General features: G+C 36.3%; 17 protein-coding genes and 1 pseudogene. 16 read left to right on the forward strand and 2 right to left on the reverse strand.

The genetic code is table 11. From position 1 onward, the window contains the following. From ACEWK1_RS21505 to ACEWK1_RS21555, 11 genes and pseudogenes are all read left to right on the forward strand, one after another. Positions 1-328, forward strand: a pseudogene (locus ACEWK1_RS21505) (NAD-dependent dihydroorotate dehydrogenase B electron transfer subunit); the annotation flags it as partial. Between the two features lies 1 nt (position 329). After that, positions 330-1265, forward strand: a complete 936-nt coding sequence (locus ACEWK1_RS21510; RefSeq protein WP_212134471.1) for a dihydroorotate dehydrogenase — start codon at positions 330-332, stop codon at positions 1263-1265. Beyond that, a complete protein-coding gene (pyrF, locus tag ACEWK1_RS21515) occupies positions 1237-1953 on the forward strand; it encodes an orotidine-5'-phosphate decarboxylase (RefSeq protein WP_212134473.1) in 717 nt (238 codons plus the stop codon). The genes ACEWK1_RS21510 and pyrF overlap by 29 nt, the downstream gene beginning before the upstream one ends. Beyond that, on the forward strand, positions 1950-2582 hold the full coding sequence (gene pyrE / locus ACEWK1_RS21520) for an orotate phosphoribosyltransferase (RefSeq protein WP_212134475.1): 633 nt from the start codon (positions 1950-1952) through the stop codon (positions 2580-2582). The genes pyrF and pyrE overlap by 4 nt, the downstream gene beginning before the upstream one ends. A gap of 775 nt (positions 2583-3357) precedes the next feature. Then, on the forward strand, positions 3358-4059 hold the full coding sequence (locus tag ACEWK1_RS21525) for a phosphoadenylyl-sulfate reductase (protein WP_121661350.1): 702 nt from the start codon (positions 3358-3360) through the stop codon (positions 4057-4059). A 13-nt stretch (positions 4060-4072) separates the two neighbouring features. After that, a complete protein-coding gene (locus tag ACEWK1_RS21530) occupies positions 4073-5140 on the forward strand; it encodes an inorganic phosphate transporter (RefSeq protein ID WP_121661351.1) in 1068 nt (355 codons plus the stop codon). A 95-nt stretch (positions 5141-5235) separates the two neighbouring features. After that, positions 5236-6375 (forward strand): sulfate adenylyltransferase, encoded by a 1140-nt coding sequence (sat, locus tag ACEWK1_RS21535; RefSeq protein WP_121661352.1) that lies wholly within the window; start codon positions 5236-5238, stop codon positions 6373-6375. A 13-nt stretch (positions 6376-6388) separates the two neighbouring features. Next, complete coding sequence (gene cysC / locus ACEWK1_RS21540; RefSeq protein WP_212134477.1) at positions 6389-6997, forward strand: adenylyl-sulfate kinase; 609 nt, start codon at positions 6389-6391, stop codon at positions 6995-6997. Positions 6998-7096: 99 nt separating this feature from the next. After that, positions 7097-7876, forward strand: coding sequence for a uroporphyrinogen-III C-methyltransferase (gene cobA / locus ACEWK1_RS21545; RefSeq protein ID WP_212134479.1), 780 nt, complete (start codon positions 7097-7099; stop codon positions 7874-7876). Next, positions 7873-8661 (forward strand): sirohydrochlorin chelatase, encoded by a 789-nt coding sequence (locus ACEWK1_RS21550; RefSeq protein WP_121661355.1) that lies wholly within the window; start codon positions 7873-7875, stop codon positions 8659-8661. Before cobA ends, ACEWK1_RS21550 begins: the two co-directional genes overlap by 4 nt. Beyond that, positions 8642-9142 (forward strand): precorrin-2 dehydrogenase/sirohydrochlorin ferrochelatase family protein, encoded by a 501-nt coding sequence (locus tag ACEWK1_RS21555; RefSeq protein WP_162987287.1) that lies wholly within the window; start codon positions 8642-8644, stop codon positions 9140-9142. The genes ACEWK1_RS21550 and ACEWK1_RS21555 overlap by 20 nt, the downstream gene beginning before the upstream one ends. Before the next feature lie 44 nt (positions 9143-9186). Here ACEWK1_RS21555 and ACEWK1_RS21560 read toward each other — a convergent pair whose 3' ends face one another. Both ACEWK1_RS21560 and ACEWK1_RS21565 read right to left on the reverse strand, forming a co-directional pair. Next, positions 9187-10104: a DMT family transporter gene (locus tag ACEWK1_RS21560; protein WP_121661357.1), complete on the reverse strand. Its 918-nt coding sequence runs from the start codon at positions 10102-10104 to the stop codon at positions 9187-9189. A 134-nt stretch (positions 10105-10238) separates the two neighbouring features. Then, positions 10239-11954: an Rqc2 family fibronectin-binding protein gene (locus tag ACEWK1_RS21565; protein WP_121661358.1), complete on the reverse strand. Its 1716-nt coding sequence runs from the start codon at positions 11952-11954 to the stop codon at positions 10239-10241. Between the two features lie 287 nt (positions 11955-12241). Between ACEWK1_RS21565 and ACEWK1_RS21570 the strand changes: the two genes are divergently transcribed. The 5 genes from ACEWK1_RS21570 to rpoZ all read left to right on the forward strand — a co-directional run bounded on the left by ACEWK1_RS21570 (position 12242) and on the right by rpoZ (position 17221). Continuing rightward, positions 12242-14920 (forward strand): calcium-translocating P-type ATPase, SERCA-type, encoded by a 2679-nt coding sequence (locus ACEWK1_RS21570; RefSeq protein ID WP_121661359.1) that lies wholly within the window; start codon positions 12242-12244, stop codon positions 14918-14920. A gap of 267 nt (positions 14921-15187) precedes the next feature. Beyond that, positions 15188-16051, forward strand: a complete 864-nt coding sequence (locus tag ACEWK1_RS21575; RefSeq protein ID WP_285849019.1) for a YicC/YloC family endoribonuclease — start codon at positions 15188-15190, stop codon at positions 16049-16051. A gap of 74 nt (positions 16052-16125) precedes the next feature. Beyond that, entirely contained in the window at positions 16126-16389 is a 264-nt protein-coding gene (remA, locus tag ACEWK1_RS21580; protein WP_121661361.1) for an extracellular matrix/biofilm regulator RemA, read from the forward strand. Positions 16390-16404: 15 nt separating this feature from the next. Then, entirely contained in the window at positions 16405-17019 is a 615-nt protein-coding gene (gene gmk, locus ACEWK1_RS21585) for a guanylate kinase (RefSeq protein ID WP_121664933.1), read from the forward strand. 1 nt (position 17020) lies between these two features. Then, positions 17021-17221, forward strand: coding sequence for a DNA-directed RNA polymerase subunit omega (gene rpoZ, locus ACEWK1_RS21590; protein WP_121661362.1), 201 nt, complete (start codon positions 17021-17023; stop codon positions 17219-17221). Positions 17222-17274 lie beyond the last annotated feature (53 nt).

Here is a 17274-nt window from a genome sequence, read left to right on the forward strand (position 1 = left end):
AGAAGAAGAGTTTTCTAAACTAGGAACAACGATCATAACAACCGACGATGGGTCTTACGGATACAAGGGATTTGTAACAGATGCCATTAAAGATCATGACCTTCAGTTCGATACAATGTTTACTTGTGGTCCAACACCAATGTTAAGAGCACTAGAAAAGCTTCATGGACATAAACCTTTGTTTCTATCATTAGAAGAAAGAATGGGCTGTGGAGTCGGAGCTTGTTTCGCATGTGTGTGTCATACTGGTGATGACCCAACTGGAACAAGTTACAAAAAAGTATGTAGTGATGGGCCTGTGTTTAAGGCTGGAGAGGTGGTATTATAACATGCTAGACATCAACTTACCTGGTTTATCACTTAAAAATCCTATCATGCCCGCATCAGGATGCTTTGGCTTTGGGAGAGAATATAGTAAGTTTTATGATTTAAGTCAGCTTGGTTCAATAATGATCAAGGCAAGTACACAGGAGCCTCGCTTTGGTAACCCTACTCCTCGTGTTGCTGAGACAGAAGCAGGCATGTTAAATGCAATTGGCCTACAAAACCCCGGTGTTCATAAAGTCATTTCAGAAGAGCTTGCATGGCTTGAGCAGTATGATGTTCCGATTATCGCAAATGTAGCAGGCTCTCAAATTGAGGATTATGTATATGTTGCAGAAAAGATCAGTCAGGCAAACAATGTACATGCTCTAGAATTAAATATTTCATGCCCTAATGTAAAAACAGGTGGCATTGCATTTGGAACAATTCCTGAAGTTGCAGCACAATTAACAAAAGCGGTGAAACATGTATCAGCTGTACCTGTTTATGTCAAATTATCACCTAACGTTGCGAACATCGTTGAAATGGCAAAAGCTATTGAAGATGCAGGTGCAGATGGTTTAACAATGATTAACACCTTAATCGGAATGAGACTTGACCTTAAAACAGGTAAGCCAGTTATTGCAAATAAAACTGGTGGTTTATCAGGCCCAGCGATTAAACCAGTAGCTATACGTATGATTTATGAAGTAAGTCAAGCTGTTTCGATTCCGATCATTGGCATGGGTGGCGTGCAAAACGTTGATGATGTGATTGAATTCTTATATGCAGGGGCAAGTGCTGTTGCTGTTGGTACTGCTAATTTTGTTAATCCATTTGTATGCCCGGAAATTATCGAGCAGTTGCCAGCAAGGTTAAATGAACTTGGTTTTGAACATGTTACGGAATGTATCGGAAGGAGTTGGAAGGCTGATGCAAAGACCGCTTATTATAGCTCTTGATTTTAAAGATCAGCAAGAGGTACACGAATTTTTACAGCACTTTCAACAAGAACAGTTATTTGTAAAGGTTGGAATGGAATTATTTTATCAGGAAGGTCCTGATATTATATCCTATCTTAAAAAGCTTGGGCACAATATCTTCCTAGATCTAAAGCTTCACGACATTCCAAATACAGTTAAACAAGCAATGCGTGGGTTAGCTAAGCTTGATGTGGACATAGTCAATGTACATGCTGCAGGCGGAAAGAAAATGATGGAAGCAGCTATTGAAGGACTTGAAGCAGGAACACAAGAAGGTAAAACAAGACCAATGTGTATTGCAGTTACTCAGTTAACTAGTACTTCTCAAGATATGATACAAGAAGAGCTATTAATTAAAGAAGATATCAATGATGTTGTCCTTCATTATGCACAAATGGCAAAAGAAAGCGGCCTAGATGGAGTAGTTTGTTCTACTCATGAAGTAGAGAAATTAAATGAAAAGTTTGGAACTTCTTTTATGACGGTCACACCGGGAATTCGGATGAAGGAAGATTCAACAGATGATCAAACTAGAATAGCTACTCCAGACCAAGCACGTCGTCTAGGTTCGACAGCTATTGTTGTCGGAAGAAGCATAACAAAACAAGACAATCCATATGAGGCATATCTAAAAGTAAAAAAAGCTTGGGAGGAATCAGAGGAATGAAACAAACGATTGCAAAAAACCTATTAGAAATTAAGGCAGTTTATCTCCAACCAAATGATCCCTTCACATGGTCTAGTGGATTAAAATCACCAATTTACTGTGATAATCGTCTTACATTATCATTTCCTTCTATTCGTACTAAAATAGCTGAAGGTCTTATCGATTTAATAAAAGAGCATTACCCTGAAGTTGAAGTAATCGCAGGTACTGCAACTGCAGGTATCCCTCATGCTGCATGGGTAAGTGATAAAATGGATTTACCAATGGTCTATGTTCGAAGTAAGGCGAAGGGACATGGTAAAGGAAACCAAATTGAAGGACAAGTTAAACAAAATCAGAAGGTAGTGGTTGTAGAAGATTTGATTTCTACTGGCGGAAGTGCCATTACAGCTGTTGAAGCTCTTCGTGAAGCGGGCTGTGAGGTTTTAGGGATCGTAGCGATTTTTACATATGATCTTGCACTTGGAAAATCAAAACTGGAAGAGGCAAATATTAAAGCACAATCGTTATGTGACTATGACACTCTAGTCGAAGTTGCTGCAAGTGAAGGTTACGTAACAGAGCAGGACATTAGCAAATTAAAAATGTGGAGAGAAGATCCATCTTCTGAACGCTGGCTTGATGTATAACAAAAACATGTAAGGAATAAAGCGTCTTTTTACCGTTGCACAAATAAAGTTCATTCATTAACGTGGAGGGCTGCGATTGGTAAAAAGGTGCTTTTAAATTTTTGATATCATTAGAAAGAAGGAACTTAAAGAAATAATTAGAAATACCAGTATGTAGCTTGGATAAATGAATCGTTCAGGAAGTTTTATCTTTTTTAATAAGCTCCATACTGTTATACCAAGGATAGCAAAAATGAAGGAATGCCTTTCAGCTTTTAACTGATTCAATAATTCTTTACTTGGCTTGTACATAAATATATGAGCAATGCTGAGACAAAATAGATAAAAACCAATGAAGACTAAACAAATATTATCCACGATCTCCCACATAACAATCCTCCTTACACATTCTATTAAATAGTACAAGTTTATGTATATGATTTTGCTTTTATGATTTATTATAAGAAATTAAGATAATAATATAAAAATAATTAATCCGATAAGTAAACTCGGGTTGACATTTGTTATAATTGTGTTAAAATTTTGAATCAAATAGCATATTTATAATAGTTGGTGTAAGTAAGAATATGCTGAGACTGTAATGGTAAGGCTTTTTATATGATCAGAAAGATAAAATTTTAATAAAAATAATCTAGTAAATGTATTGTCAAATCACAGATAAGGTGTATAATTCATACTATATTAATAGGTTTTACACTTAATCCCGAGTATTAATGTGTGAATAAGCGGGATTCTAATTCCGAGTTGAGTAGTGTGAGAGAAAGAGGTGAATCGTATGTTAACATATGAAAACTGGACTGAACAAACTGATCAATTTGAAGTTGATGAAACGTATAAAGGTGCACTTAATGTTTTAAATTGGGCATATGACCATTACGGTGAAGAGGTCGTATATGCTTGTAGCTTTGGAATTGAGGGGATCGTTCTAATCGACTTAATTTCTAAAGTGAAACCAGATGCTAAGATTGTGTTCCTTGACACAGATGTGCATTTTAAGGAAACATACGAATTAATTGATAAGGTAAAAGAAAAATATCCATCATTAAATATTGAATTAAAAAAGCCAAAATTAACACTTGAAGAACAAGCTGAGCAATATGGTGATAAATTATGGGAAACAAATCCGAATCAATGCTGTAATATCCGTAAAATTGCTCCTTTAACTGAAACATTAAATGGTGCAACAGCATGGATTTCAGGTTTAAGACGAGAACAGTCTGAAACAAGAAAGAATGTAAATTATATTAATAAGGACGAACGCTTTCATTCAGTAAAGGTTTGCCCACTTATTCATTGGACGTGGAAGGATGTTTGGAGATACGTTCATAAAAATGACTTAATCTATAACCCTCTACATGATAGAGGATATCCAAGTATCGGTTGTTTTCATTGTACAAAGCCTGCCTTTAATGAGAATGATTTAAGATCAGGTAGATGGTCAGGGCAAATGAAAACAGAATGTGGCCTCCACCAATAGGAGGATATAAATCATGTTAGAAATCATTGCCATCATTATTAGCTTCTTTTTTGCAATGAACATTGGGGCGAGCGGTGCAGCTGCCTCAATGGGTGTTGCATATGGCTCAGGAGCGATTTTACGACCGAGAAACGCACTTATATTATGTGGGATAGGGGTCATATTAGGAGCAGTTATTGGCGGTGGAGAAGTTGTCAAAACAATAAGTTCCGGAATTATTCCATCATCGCTTATATCGATAAAAATGGTTGTTATTATACTCTTTTCAGCTACTTTTTCCTTATTCTTATCCAATCTTTTAGGAATACCTCTTTCTACAAGTGAGGTAACGGTGGGATCTGTAGTTGGTGTTGGTATAGCGTACCAAGCCTTATATGTTAATAACTTACTCTATATCATTATGTTTTGGGTTATTGTTCCGATCGTTGCGTTTGCAATTGCCTTTCTTTTTATAAAAATCCTTCATTCCTTTAAGCTGACTCAAAAGTACAGCTTTGAAGGAAAGGTCATCACATATTTACTTATATTTGCTGGTTTTTTTGAAGCTTTTTCAGCGGGGATGAATAACGTAGCAAATGCTGTTGGACCCCTTGTAAGTGCTGGTATTCTATCTGTTTCAAAAGGGACATTAATTGGAGGAGTGTTTGTTGCTTTAGGTGCTCTGCTTTTAGGGAGACGTGTTTTAGAGACAAACGGTAAGAAAATAACGAGCTTCTCAAAAATTGAAGGTGTCTTGATTTCTGGTACTGGTGCTACACTTGTCATTGTAGCTTCTATCTTTGGAATACCTGTGCCTCTTACTCAAATTACGACCTCATCGATTTTAGGAATTGGTATTGCAAAATCTGGGGCAAACATCTTTCAACAAAAAATCGTAAAAAATATGCTTATGGTATGGTTAATTTCTCCACTTGTGTCACTAACGATGAGTTACTTCTTAGTGCAGTTGTTTATAGAAAGTGATTTATATACAATCTTTGTATTAGCAAGTCTTTTGCTAGCTACAATTGGCGCAAACAGTTTAATGAAAGCAAGCAAACAAGAAAAGCGTGCTGTACACGAAGAAGGTGGAGGAATATAACTATTATTCCTATTAAACTGATTGGATTTCTATAGTAGAAGAATCAATCAGTAAATAATTTTCGTACTATTACATTTTAATTGGAGGAAATGAAAATGAGCTTACTTCCACATGGAGGAACATTAATTCAAAAATTATCACTAGGAACAGATGTATCACATATTGAGAAAGAAATTGAACTAGATGCAATCTCTCTAAGTGATCTTGAACTAATTTCAATTGGTGGTTACAGCCCAATTGAAGGTTTCTTAACTCAAGAAGATTATGAGTCTGTAGTAGAGAACATGAAATTGAAAAATGGAGTGGTATGGAGTATCCCTATTACATTACCAGTATCAGAAGAGAAGGCATCTACTTTAGCGGTTGGTGATGAAGTTCGCCTTGTGCTTGATGAAGTTACATATGGCACAATTAAGGTTGCAGATATCTATACTCCAGATAAACAAAAAGAGGCAGTTAATGTTTATCGTACAGATGATCTTGCACATCCTGGTGTTAAGAAAATGTTCGAACGTGGTAATGTTTATGTTGGAGGAGAGGTAACATTAGTTCATCGCCCTGAAAAGAAATTTGCAGATTTCTATCTTGATCCTAAAGAATCAAGAGCTAAATTCGAAGAACTAAATTGGAAGACAATCGTAGGCTTCCAAACACGTAATCCTGTTCACCGTGCTCATGAATATATCCAGAAAACAGCATTAGAGACTGTAGATGGTTTATTCTTAAACCCATTAGTAGGGGAAACAAAATCTGATGATATTCCAGCGCATATTCGTATGGAAAGCTATCAGGTTTTATTAAAGAACTATTATCCTTCAGATCGTGTGCATTTAGCTGTATTCCCAGCTGCTATGAGATATGCTGGACCGCGTGAAGCGATTTTCCATGCCTTAGTTCGTAAAAATTATGGTTGTACACATTTCATTGTTGGTAGAGACCATGCTGGTGTAGGCGATTATTATGGAACATATGATGCACAACTTATCTTTTCTAATTTTACTGCAGATGAATTAGGAATTACACCAATGTTCTTTGAGCATAGTTTCTATTGCACAAAATGTGAAGGTATGGCTTCTTCAAAAACATGTCCACATGGTAAAGAAGACCGAGTTATTTTATCAGGTACAAAAGTACGTGAAATGCTTCGTAACGGTGAATTACCTCCTAGCACATTCAGCCGCAAAGAGGTTGTAGAAGTTTTAATTAGAGGCATGAAAGAAACGGTAAATGCATAAGGAGGTAGCAACAATGGCTGTAAATAACATTGTGTGGCATGATGCATCTGTCACAAAAGAAGAGAGAAGAAAGAAAAATAATTACGGAAGCTATGTATTGTGGTTTACTGGCCTTTCAGGCTCGGGTAAATCAACACTAGCAAATGCCCTTGCAAGATACTTGTTTGAAAATAATATTCAAACTTATGTGTTAGATGGCGACAATATCCGTCACGGTTTAAATAAAGATTTAGGTTTTACTGATGAAGATCGTAAAGAAAATATTCGCCGAATTGGTGAGGTGTCGAAGCTGTTTGTTGATAGCGGGCAAATTGTGTTAACAGCGTTTATTTCACCATTCCGAGAAGATCGCCAGCAAGTAAAAGACATCCTTTCTGAAAATGAATTCTTCGAAGTATATGTTAAGTGTTCGTTAGATGAATGTGAAGTACGTGACCCTAAGGGATTATATAAAAAGGCAAGAAACAATGAAATCAAACATTTCACTGGTATTGATTCACCATATGAGGAACCTGAAAAACCTGCTATAATTGTTGACACAGAAACCCAAGACATAGAACAATCTGTTAAACAAATCGTAAGTTTCCTTGTTGAAAAGGGATTTATTCAAGAAAATAAATAGTCGTCCAAGTAATAGCAATTGGTCTTTCCAATTGCTATTACTTTCATTTGGTGGCATCTTATAGCTTACAATACGCAACTAGAAAAGGGGGGAGAATCCATGGCGAAGGTTTTTTTAGTGGGAGCAGGCCCTGGTGATGAAGATTTGCTTACGATTAAGGCATTAAAGTGTATTCAAAAATCAGATGTTATTTTATATGATCGTTTAGTAAATAAAGAAATTCTAAAACATGCTAAAGAAAATTGTGAGCTTGTTTATTGTGGGAAGCTACCTAACTATCATACAATGAAACAAGAAACGATTAATACTTTTCTTGTTAAATATGCTAAAAGTGGAAAAATCGTTACAAGACTTAAAGGTGGCGATCCGTTCATTTTCGGTCGGGGAGGAGAAGAAGCTGAAGCCTTAGCAAAACATCACATCCCCTATGAAATTATACCAGGGATAACCTCAGGTGTTGCAGCAGCAGCATATGCAGGAATTCCAGTAACACATCGTGAGTTAAGCGGTAGTGTTGCTTTTGTTACTGGTCATCGAAGAGACGGTATTGATGAGGATACGAAATGGGAGTCCCTTGCGAAGGGGATTGATACGCTAGCTATTTATATGGGAGTTAGCAATTTACCATATATTCAGGAGCAGCTAATGAAGTACGGCAAACATTCTCAAACACCTGTTGCAGTTATAAACTGGGGGACTACTGACGTTCAACGCACGGTGACAGGGACATTAGAAAACATTTATCAACGTGTGTTGCAAGAAAACATCACGAACCCTAGCATGATTATTGTAGGTGAAGTAGTTTCTCTAAGGGAAAAATTAAGCTGGTATGAAGAAGTAATTGCAAAAAATGCACAAAGTGAGGCTCTATTACTATGAAACAAGCTGTGTTATATGTTTGTCATGGAAGTCGAGTACCAAAAGCTCGTGAAGAAGCCATTGAATTTATTTCAAAGGTTAAACCAAGAATAAATGCGCAAGTCCAGGAAGTGTGTTTTTTGGAGCTGGCCGAGCCCTCTATTGAGGAAGGGTTTAAAAATTGTGTTAGCCAAGGTGCTACAGATATCGCTGTGATTCCTTTGCTTTTATTAACTGCTGCTCACGCTAAAAGTGATATTCCTGAAGAGGTTGAGCATGTTTCATCACTTTTTCCAACAGTTCGTGTTTCCTATGGAAAACCAATTGGTGTTGATCTACGTTTAGCGGACATGCTGGTCGATAAAATGAATGAAAAATCACCGATTAATAGCTCCTCAACGGCAATCCTTGTCGGAAGAGGCAGCAGCGACATGGATGTTGTAAACGACTTGAACCAAATTGCAGATTTTCTCCAGGATAAATCAGGTGTTAAAAAGGTTCATACATGCTTTTTAACAGCTGCTGAGCCTAGATTTAGTCAAATGATTGAAGATGTTTTCAATTCAGATGAACAATCTCTTTTTATCATTCCTTATTTAATATTTACTGGATTATTAAAAAAGGAAATTGATCATACTGTCAAACAATATAATTGGGGAGATCGAAAGGTTGAGGTTTGTTCGTATTTAGGCCCTCACCCGATTTTACTTGATCTATTTGTTGAACGTGTTCATGAGGCTATAGATAACACTGATGGTTTGTATACCTTTAATAAAGGAAAACAACATGCTCCCACTTCACATTGATGTAAAGGATCATTTGGTTCTAATCGTTGGCGGCGGGAACATTGCGTACAGAAGGTTATCTTTATTTCTTGAGGAAGGGGCAGAAATTACGGTTGTGAGTCCTGACGTTGTGAAAGAAATAGAGAATCTTCATGAGCAAAACCTTTTAAAATGGGTAAAAAAGGAAGTTGAACTAAGTGATTTGGAGCATGCATTTATCATTATTGCAGCAACTGATCATCCCTCTGTAAATGAGTGGGTAGCTGAAAATGCTAACAAGTTTCAGTTAGTAAATGTAGTGAGCAATGTAGAAAAAGGGAATTTTCTTGTTCCAAAGTCAGTGAAAAAAGGGAGACTCTCCTTATCTGTATCCACTAATGGAGCAAGTCCAAAGCTTGCAAAAGAAATTTGTGAAGAATTGTCCAATCAATTTGATGACAAGTTTATTGAAAATCTTGATCACCTCTACGAACAGCGATTAAAGAAAAAGCAAAGAAAATAAAAGGGAATGTACTCGATTTGAAGAGTCATTCCCTTTTATTTTTTTTATATAACCTCACTAGCTATAGAGGGGCTATCTTCTGTAGGTTTACGTTTTTTTTCTTGAACAATCATTACTGCTAACAATACGAAGAATATACCGATATATTGCCATAGGCTAAGCATCTCCTTGAAAACGAAAAAGCCAACAAGAGAGGCCACTACCGGTTCAACAGTAGCCATGATGGAAGCACGACTTGATTCAACCGTTTCTAGACCTTTCGTATATAGTAAGAAAGCGAATAAAGTTGAAAATAAGCCAAGGCCTAAAATGGAAAGCCAAACATCGAAATGTAATAGTAAAGATCCAGTCTCCCAAATCCCGCTTACCGGCGTAATAGCTAGTGCTGCAAAGATAAATGTATAAACTGTTACCGTTAATGATGAATATTTCTGAAGTGCAAACTTACCAAAAATGCTATATAAAGCATAGAAAAAGCCAGAGCCTAAACCGAGTAACAATCCATAGATTGATACTGATTGACTTGTAGATGGGAAAAGTCCAATAACTAATATACATCCCAAAAAGGTAATCAAAAGTGCAGAAATCTTTCTTAGGGTAAGAGCTTCTTTAAAGAATAATCTTGAAAAAATCGTCACAAAAGCTGGCGCAGTATACAATAGTATACTAGCTATGGAAATAGACGTTTCCTTCATACATTGAAACAAAAACCAGTTAAAAAAAACGATGCTAATAATTCCTGTTCCGATAAAATATTTACTATCTGAAATTTTAATTTTTAAAGCATTTTTATTTTTAATAAGAATAAAAATGAGCAAAAATGAAGAGGCTGACAACGCACGAATTGCCACTACATGGGTAGGGGTAAATCCCGCTTCATAGAGATAGGTAACAAAAAGCCCTATCATTCCCCATAATGCTGCCCCAGAAAGTATCGATAGATAGGCTATATTTTTTCTCAAAATTTCCCTTCCTCTCGTAAAGCGTTGCAAATTTAATCTTATCAAAATAAAGATTGAAATTGTATCATTTCACAAAAAACATATCTAAATTCATAGAAAAAAGAGCATTGAAGATTCAACGCTCCTTTCAATATTTACCCCTTACGAAGTTGAAAGACTAAGTCTTCGTTTGGAGTCACATAAACAGTTTGTTGATGATCATAAATTACATAACCAGGCTTAGAGCCACTTGGCTTTTTTACATGGCGAATGGTGGTGAAATCAACAGGGACAGAGCTTGAGCTCCTAGCCTTGCTAAAGTATGCAGCGATATTAGCAGCTTCGAGTATTGTCTCTTCTGATGGATTACTGCTTCGGATCACAACATGTGATCCAGGGATGTCTTTGGTATGTAACCAGATATCATCACGGGCAGCAAATTTATTTGTTAAATACTCATTTTGTTTATTGTTTTTACCAACAATGATTTCAGTTCCATCTGAAGAAGAGTAGTGCTCAAGAACTGGCTTTTGAGATTTCTTCTTTTTTAAATTTTTAGATTGTCTTTGTTTTAAGTAGGCTCCTTCTATTAACTCCTCACGAATCTCCTCAATGTCTTTGGGTGAAGCGGACTCAATCTGTTGAATAAGGCTATCAAAATAGTCAATTTCACGTTGTGCTATGTCAATTTGCTCATGAACCACTTCCACTGAATTCTTAGCCTTTTGATATTTCGAAAAGTACTTCTGAGCATTTTCTGATGGAGTTTTTTGAACATCTAGTGGAATGGTCATCATATTGTTTTCTTCATCATAGTAGTTTATCACTTCAGCCTGTTTATCACCTTTGCTAATTGCATAAATATTTGCAGTAATCAATTCTCCATATAATTGAAACTCACTTGCTTTTTCAGCTTGATCGAGAGTGGCGGCCAGTTTTTTAATTTTCTTTTCATTCTTTTTCTTCTCGTTAACCATAAATCGCTCTAAGTCATTTCCTTGCTGTTTCACTCGATCTCGTTCAGCTTTTCCGTAATAGTACCGATCCAATGTTTCAGAGATCGTTGAAAAACTCTTTGTTTTTGCTTCTGTTAAATGAGCTAGGCGGATCATATAGAACTGCTCACGATTATCTAGTTCATATATAGTAGGTTCAAATTTATGCTCTTTTACATCCGATAATATATCTAAAAAAGCATTCGGGAGTGTTTTACGATTTACTAACCCTGCGCGAAAGGTGACCTCTTTGGCGAATAGCGGGGAAATTCCCGCAAAATTTTGTACAAGCTGCTGATCAATTCTTCCAGCATTAAAATCTAACTTTCTTAGAAGTAAATCTTCATCAGCGCCCAGAGGATTTACTTTTTCTTGGCCAGGTGGTAATACATACGGATGACCAGGTAGCACCGTTCGATGACGATTAACTGCTGGTGAAAGGTGTTTTACACTATCTAAAATCATTTCGCGATCTTTATCGACAAGAATGATATTACTATGTCTTCCCATTATTTCAACCATAAGTCGTTTTACGGTTATGTCACCGAGCTCATTTCTGCTTCTAATATCAAAAATGATGATTCTTTCCATCTCAGGTTGTTCAATCTTTTCGATGACTCCACCTTCTAAATGCTTTCTCAATAGCATACAAAACATTGGGGGTTCACTAGGGTTTTCGTAGTTCTCGTTCGTTAAATGAATCCGAGCATAACTAGGGTGAGCTGATAGGAAAAGTTTATGGTTTTTTCCAGCCGACCTTACTTGAAAAATAAGATCATATTTATAGGGTTGATGGATTTTTGTAATCTTTCCGTTTAATAATACACTCTTTAGTTCTTCAGTAATTGCATATGTAAATAAACCATCAAAAGACATGGCACAAACTCCTTTTTGTAAACACACAAGGTGTATAAGTAAATTATTTTCGGTTCTATCCTTCGGTTTGTCTTAAAAAACTGTTAAATCATTTGCCACCATTAAATCTCGGAGCAAATAATTAGTGAAACCTTACAATTTAAATAACTTTTCTAAATGATTATAGCATGTTTTAGGACGAGGCTGAATAAGTTGTCTTATAGGCTAGACAAGTACAAGTTGAACTTTGCAATAAATGCAAAAGACTTCGAAAATTTTCTTGTTTTAAAGGGGTGTGTAGGTGATTCATGAAGTGGCATGAGATGAGATCAGATGAAGTGATGGATTCCATTAATACGGACGGAGATTCAGGATTAACAAGTAAGGAGGTACAAAAACGAACCCAGAAGTTTGGATTAAATGAATTAAAAGAGGCTGATAGACCTTCAGCTATTATTATATTTTTAAGTCAATTTAAAGATTTTATGGTTCTTGTTTTATTAGCGGCAACGCTCATTTCTGGACTGTTAGGCGAATATATTGATGCTATTGCCATTATAGCCATTGTTGTTGTCAACGGCATATTAGGCTTCTTTCAAGAAAGAAAAGCAGAACGATCATTAGAAGCATTAAAAGAATTATCTGCACCACAAGTGAATGTGTTAAGAAATGGGCAGTGGGAGAAAATTTTATCGAAGGAGTTAGTGCCAGGAGACATTGTCAAGTTCTCAAGTGGTGATCGAATTGGCGCTGACATGAGATTAATAGATACGAAGAGCTTAGAAGTTGAAGAATCTGCCCTAACAGGAGAATCACTCCCTGTCCAGAAATCAACTCAACCTATTGCAGGTGAGGAAGTTGGACTAGGTGATTTAACGAATATGGTCTTTATGGGGACTCTTATCACAAGAGGATCCGGAATTGGTGTTGTTATAGGTACTGGTATGAATACCGCAATGGGACAAATTGCAGATCTTCTGCAAAATGCAGAAACAATGGAAACACCACTTCAACGACGTCTAGAACAGTTAGGAAAAATTCTCATTGTTGTTGCATTAGCTTTAACAGTTCTAGTTGTTGGAATTGGTGTAATACAGGGACATGATCTTTATAATATGTTTTTAGCAGGTGTTTCATTAGCAGTTGCAGCCATTCCTGAGGGACTTCCAGCTATAGTAACAGTAGCTCTATCTCTTGGGGTTCAACGAATGATCAAACAAAAGTCAATTGTTCGAAAGCTGCCAGCTGTTGAAACGTTAGGCTGTGCCTCTGTAATTTGTTCCGATAAAACGGGAACGATGACTCAAAACAAGATGACTGTAACACATATCTGGTCCGGTGATAAGGTATGGAATGTAACTGGAACTGGATATCATCCACACGGTGAATTTTTATATGATGATCAACAGGTTGATGTAAACAAAACAAGAACTCTACAACAAATATTAACATTTGGTTCTTTATGTAATAGTGCGTCAATAATTGAAAGCGAGGGTCAGTATCGTTTAGATGGAGACCCTACAGATGGTGCGCTTGTTGTGTCTGCTATGAAAGCTGGTATTAAGCGAGAAACCTTACAGAAAAATTTTGAAGTTGTGGACGAATTTCCGTTTGACTCTACTAGAAAGATGATGAGTGTAGTTGTTAAGGATAAATCAGGTAATCGTTTTGTTGTCACAAAAGGTGCTCCTGATGTGTTACTAAGTGTTTCAAATAATATTTTATGGAATGAAAGGCAAGAGGTTTTAAACAGCAAATATGAAGGGAAGGTAAAAAATGCAATTGAGTCACTGGCTTCTCAAGCATTACGAACAATTGCTGTTGCCTTCAAGCCATTAAAATCAACTGATAAAATTAACTCAAGCTTTGAAGCAGAAAAAGACCTGGTGTTTATTGGTCTACAGGGTATGATTGATCCGCCTCGCCCTGAAGTAAAACAGGCAGTTAAAGAATGTCGTGATGCTGGAATAAAAACAGTAATGATAACAGGAGATCATGTTATAACTGCAAAAGCAATTGCTATGCAATTAAACATTCTTCCGCATAATGGGAAAGTAATGGAAGGGAAAGAGTTATCCAATCTTTCTGTTGAAGAGCTTGAAACCATTGTTGATGATGTATATGTTTTTGCAAGAGTGTCACCGGAACATAAGCTTAAGATTGTAAAAGCATTACAAAATCGAGGACATATTGTTGCGATGACCGGGGATGGAGTAAACGATGCTCCAGCTATTAAAGCGGCTGATATAGGTATATCAATGGGGATTACAGGAACAGATGTTGCAAAAGAAGCCTCATCACTTGTCTTAGTAGACGATAACTTTGCCACAATTAAATCTGCGATAAAAGAAGGCCGTAATATCTATGAAAACATTCGAAAGTTTATTCGTTACCTTCTCGCATCAAATGTTGGTGAAATATTGGTTATGCTATTTGCCATGATCTTAGCTCTACCTTTACCATTAGTCCCAATTCAGATTCTTTGGGTAAATTTAGTAACAGATGGTCTGCCAGCGATGGCTCTTGGGCTAGACCAGCCTGAAGGTGATTTAATGAGACGTAAGCCGAGACACCCTAAAGAAGGTGTATTTGCTAGAGGCTTAGGTTGGAAAGTAATATCCCGAGGTTTTTTAATAGGTATTGTAACCTTAGCAGCCTTTATGATTGTTTATTACAGAAATCCTGAGGAGCTTGCATACGCACAAACTATCGCATTTGCAACTTTAGTAATGGCGCAATTGATTCATGTATTTGATTGTCGAAGTGAAAAGTCTATTTTTGAACGTAATCCTTTTGGAAATCTATACTTAATCGGAGCTGTCATTTCATCAATCTTACTTATGCTGGTTGTTATTTATTATCCGCCGCTTCAACCTATTTTCCATACATTGCCAATACTTGCGAGAGATTGGTTATTGATACTCGGAATGTCAGCAATTCCAACTTTTTTACTTGCTGGGTCACTTTTAACAAGAAAATCAGCTTAGACTATGTTATAATCCTAAAGGGGGTGACCCACAAAGTCATCCCCTTTGCTTGTTGGTTTATATACATGCTATTTTATTATATAGAGCTACCTTACTTATTGAATTTTTCTTTTTTAGTGGTACTGTAAGCAATTATACATACATAAGCGTTAAATGAGTTAGACTGCCCGTAAATATACCTTGTACCTCGAATCAATACTAGGTTATAAAGCTGATGGACCAATAAGTTTGTATGAGAAAGAGATGTGATACATAGTGGTACTAAGTATGACTGGCTTTGGCCGTTCAAGTGGTCAGATACAGTCCTGTCTTTTTACGGTTGAAATGAAGTCGGTTAACCATCGTTTTTTGGATATTCATATTAAAATGCCAAAGCAATTACTAAGTATTGAAGATAAAATTAAAAAACTTATATCAACATACATAAGTCGTGGACGAATAGAGGTTTATATTAACCTCGAGGGTGAATTACAGTCATCAAAAACAATTCATATTGATTGGGGTTTGTTAGATCAATATACTGAGTCATTACAGCAAATAAAGGAACGCTTCTCCATTAAGGATGATCTTTCTTTGAATCATATTCTTTCACTAGGAGAGAGTATGGAGATACGTGAGGAAGCAATGTCGAGCGATGAGGTTGAAGATGAGTTAATTCAACTTATCGAAGTAGCTGTAAAGCAATTAGCAGATATGAGAAAAGTAGAAGGTGAGCAACTAGCTCTTGATATTGATAAGCGGTTGGATTTGTTGACTGAGATTAATGCTGACCTTCAAAATATGGCTCCTCTAGTGGTAGATCAATACCGAGAAAGAATAAGTAAACGTGTTTCTGAATTTGTATCAGGAAAAATTGATGAAACACGTATATTAACGGAAGTGGCCCTTTTTGCTGATAAAGTAGATATTAGCGAAGAGATTATTAGAATACATAGTCATGTTCATCAATTTAAGCAAACGCTACAAACAAAAGAACCAGTTGGTAGAAAATTGGATTTTATTGTTCAGGAGCTAAATAGAGAGGCAAACACAATTGGTTCAAAAGCAAATGACGGGGCAATTGCAAAAAATGTTGTCGAATTAAAAAGTATTATTGAAAAATTGAAGGAACAAGTTCAAAATATTGAATAGGTTTAATAACCATTGATTATAAAAGGGCTTAAAAGGCAAAAATAGTTTTGTCTATAACCAGGGGGAGCATATTTATGAGCATTAAACTTATTAATATCGGTTTTGGAAACATTGTTTCCGCTAATCGAATTATTTCCATTGTTAGTCCTGAATCAGCTCCAATTAAGAGAATTATTCAAGACGCAAGAGACAGAGGTATGTTAATTGACGCTACATACGGCCGTCGGACTAGAGCAGTTGTTATTATGGATAGCGATCATATTATTCTTTCTGCTGTTCAGCCGGAAACAGTTGCTCAAAGGCTTTCAAATAAAGATGATGTATCAGATGAAGGGTAGGGAATAGAAGCATTGATAAAAGAAAGAGGATTATTAATCGTCCTATCAGGGCCTTCAGGTGTAGGAAAAGGAACGGTTAGAAAAGAGTTATTTTCACAAGAGGACACAGCATTTGAATATTCGATTTCAATGACAACGAGAAAACCACGTGAAGGAGAAGTGGATGGAGTTGACTATTTCTTTAAATCTCGAGAGGAATTTGAGGAATTAATTACTCAAAATAAGTTGCTTGAATGGGCGGAATACGTAGGAAACTATTATGGTACTCCAGTTGATTATGTAGAAAAAACATTGAGTGAGGGTAAGGATGTGTTCTTAGAAATAGAGGTGCAAGGTGCCTTACAGGTAAGAAATGCATTTCCTGAAGGACTTTTTATCTTTTTAAGTCCTCCGAGCCTAAATGAGCTTAAAAACAGAATAGTTACAAGAGGTACTGAGTCAGAAGAACTTATTAACAATCGTATGAAGGTAGCAAAGGAAGAAATTATCATGATGGATGCCTATGACTATGTCGTAGAAAATGATAATGTTTTATTTGCTTGTGATCGAATTAAAGCGATTGTTACAGCAGAACATTGCCGTCGTGAACGAGTAGCACCTAGATATAAAAAAATTCTGGAGGTTGAATAATATGTTATATCCATCTATTGATGTTTTAATGAATAAATTAGATTCTAAGTACACGTTGGTAACAGTTGCAGCTAAACGTGCTCGTGAAATGCAGGAGTTAAGTGATCAACAGATCGCAAAGCCGGTTTCATATAAGTATGTTGGAAAAGCCCTTGAAGAAATTAATGCTGGACTATTAAATTACAAACGAACTGAAAAATAATGGTTTATATGATAACAACCTAGAATTAGGTTGTTATTTTTTTCAGGGTGTAT

Origin of the sequence: Metabacillus sp. YM-086, assembly GCF_048059995.1 — a bacterium.
GTDB lineage: Bacteria > Bacillota > Bacilli > Bacillales > Bacillaceae > Metabacillus > Metabacillus litoralis_B.

What these genes read in the sequence shown, in the direction of transcription:
- ACEWK1_RS21510 (WP_212134471.1), top strand. Translation starts at nt 330, where the DNA reads ATGCTAGACATCAACTTACCTGGTTTATCACTTAAAAATCCTATCATG.
- pyrF (WP_212134473.1), top strand. Translation starts at nt 1,237, where the DNA reads ATGCAAAGACCGCTTATTATAGCTCTTGATTTTAAAGATCAGCAAGAG.
- pyrE (WP_212134475.1), top strand. Translation starts at nt 1,950, where the DNA reads ATGAAACAAACGATTGCAAAAAACCTATTAGAAATTAAGGCAGTTTAT.
- ACEWK1_RS21525 (WP_121661350.1), top strand. Translation starts at nt 3,358, where the DNA reads ATGTTAACATATGAAAACTGGACTGAACAAACTGATCAATTTGAAGTT.
- ACEWK1_RS21530 (WP_121661351.1), top strand. Translation starts at nt 4,073, where the DNA reads ATGTTAGAAATCATTGCCATCATTATTAGCTTCTTTTTTGCAATGAAC.
- sat (WP_121661352.1), top strand. Translation starts at nt 5,236, where the DNA reads ATGAGCTTACTTCCACATGGAGGAACATTAATTCAAAAATTATCACTA.
- cysC (WP_212134477.1), top strand. Translation starts at nt 6,389, where the DNA reads ATGGCTGTAAATAACATTGTGTGGCATGATGCATCTGTCACAAAAGAA.
- cobA (WP_212134479.1), top strand. Translation starts at nt 7,097, where the DNA reads ATGGCGAAGGTTTTTTTAGTGGGAGCAGGCCCTGGTGATGAAGATTTG.
- ACEWK1_RS21550 (WP_121661355.1), top strand. Translation starts at nt 7,873, where the DNA reads ATGAAACAAGCTGTGTTATATGTTTGTCATGGAAGTCGAGTACCAAAA.
- ACEWK1_RS21555 (WP_162987287.1), top strand. Translation starts at nt 8,642, where the DNA reads ATGCTCCCACTTCACATTGATGTAAAGGATCATTTGGTTCTAATCGTT.
- ACEWK1_RS21565 (WP_121661358.1), bottom strand. Translation starts at nt 11,954, where the DNA reads ATGTCTTTTGATGGTTTATTTACATATGCAATTACTGAAGAACTAAAG.
- ACEWK1_RS21570 (WP_121661359.1), top strand. Translation starts at nt 12,242, where the DNA reads ATGAAGTGGCATGAGATGAGATCAGATGAAGTGATGGATTCCATTAAT.
- ACEWK1_RS21575 (WP_285849019.1), top strand. Translation starts at nt 15,188, where the DNA reads ATGACTGGCTTTGGCCGTTCAAGTGGTCAGATACAGTCCTGTCTTTTT.
- remA (WP_121661361.1), top strand. Translation starts at nt 16,126, where the DNA reads ATGAGCATTAAACTTATTAATATCGGTTTTGGAAACATTGTTTCCGCT.
- rpoZ (WP_121661362.1), top strand. Translation starts at nt 17,021, where the DNA reads ATGTTATATCCATCTATTGATGTTTTAATGAATAAATTAGATTCTAAG.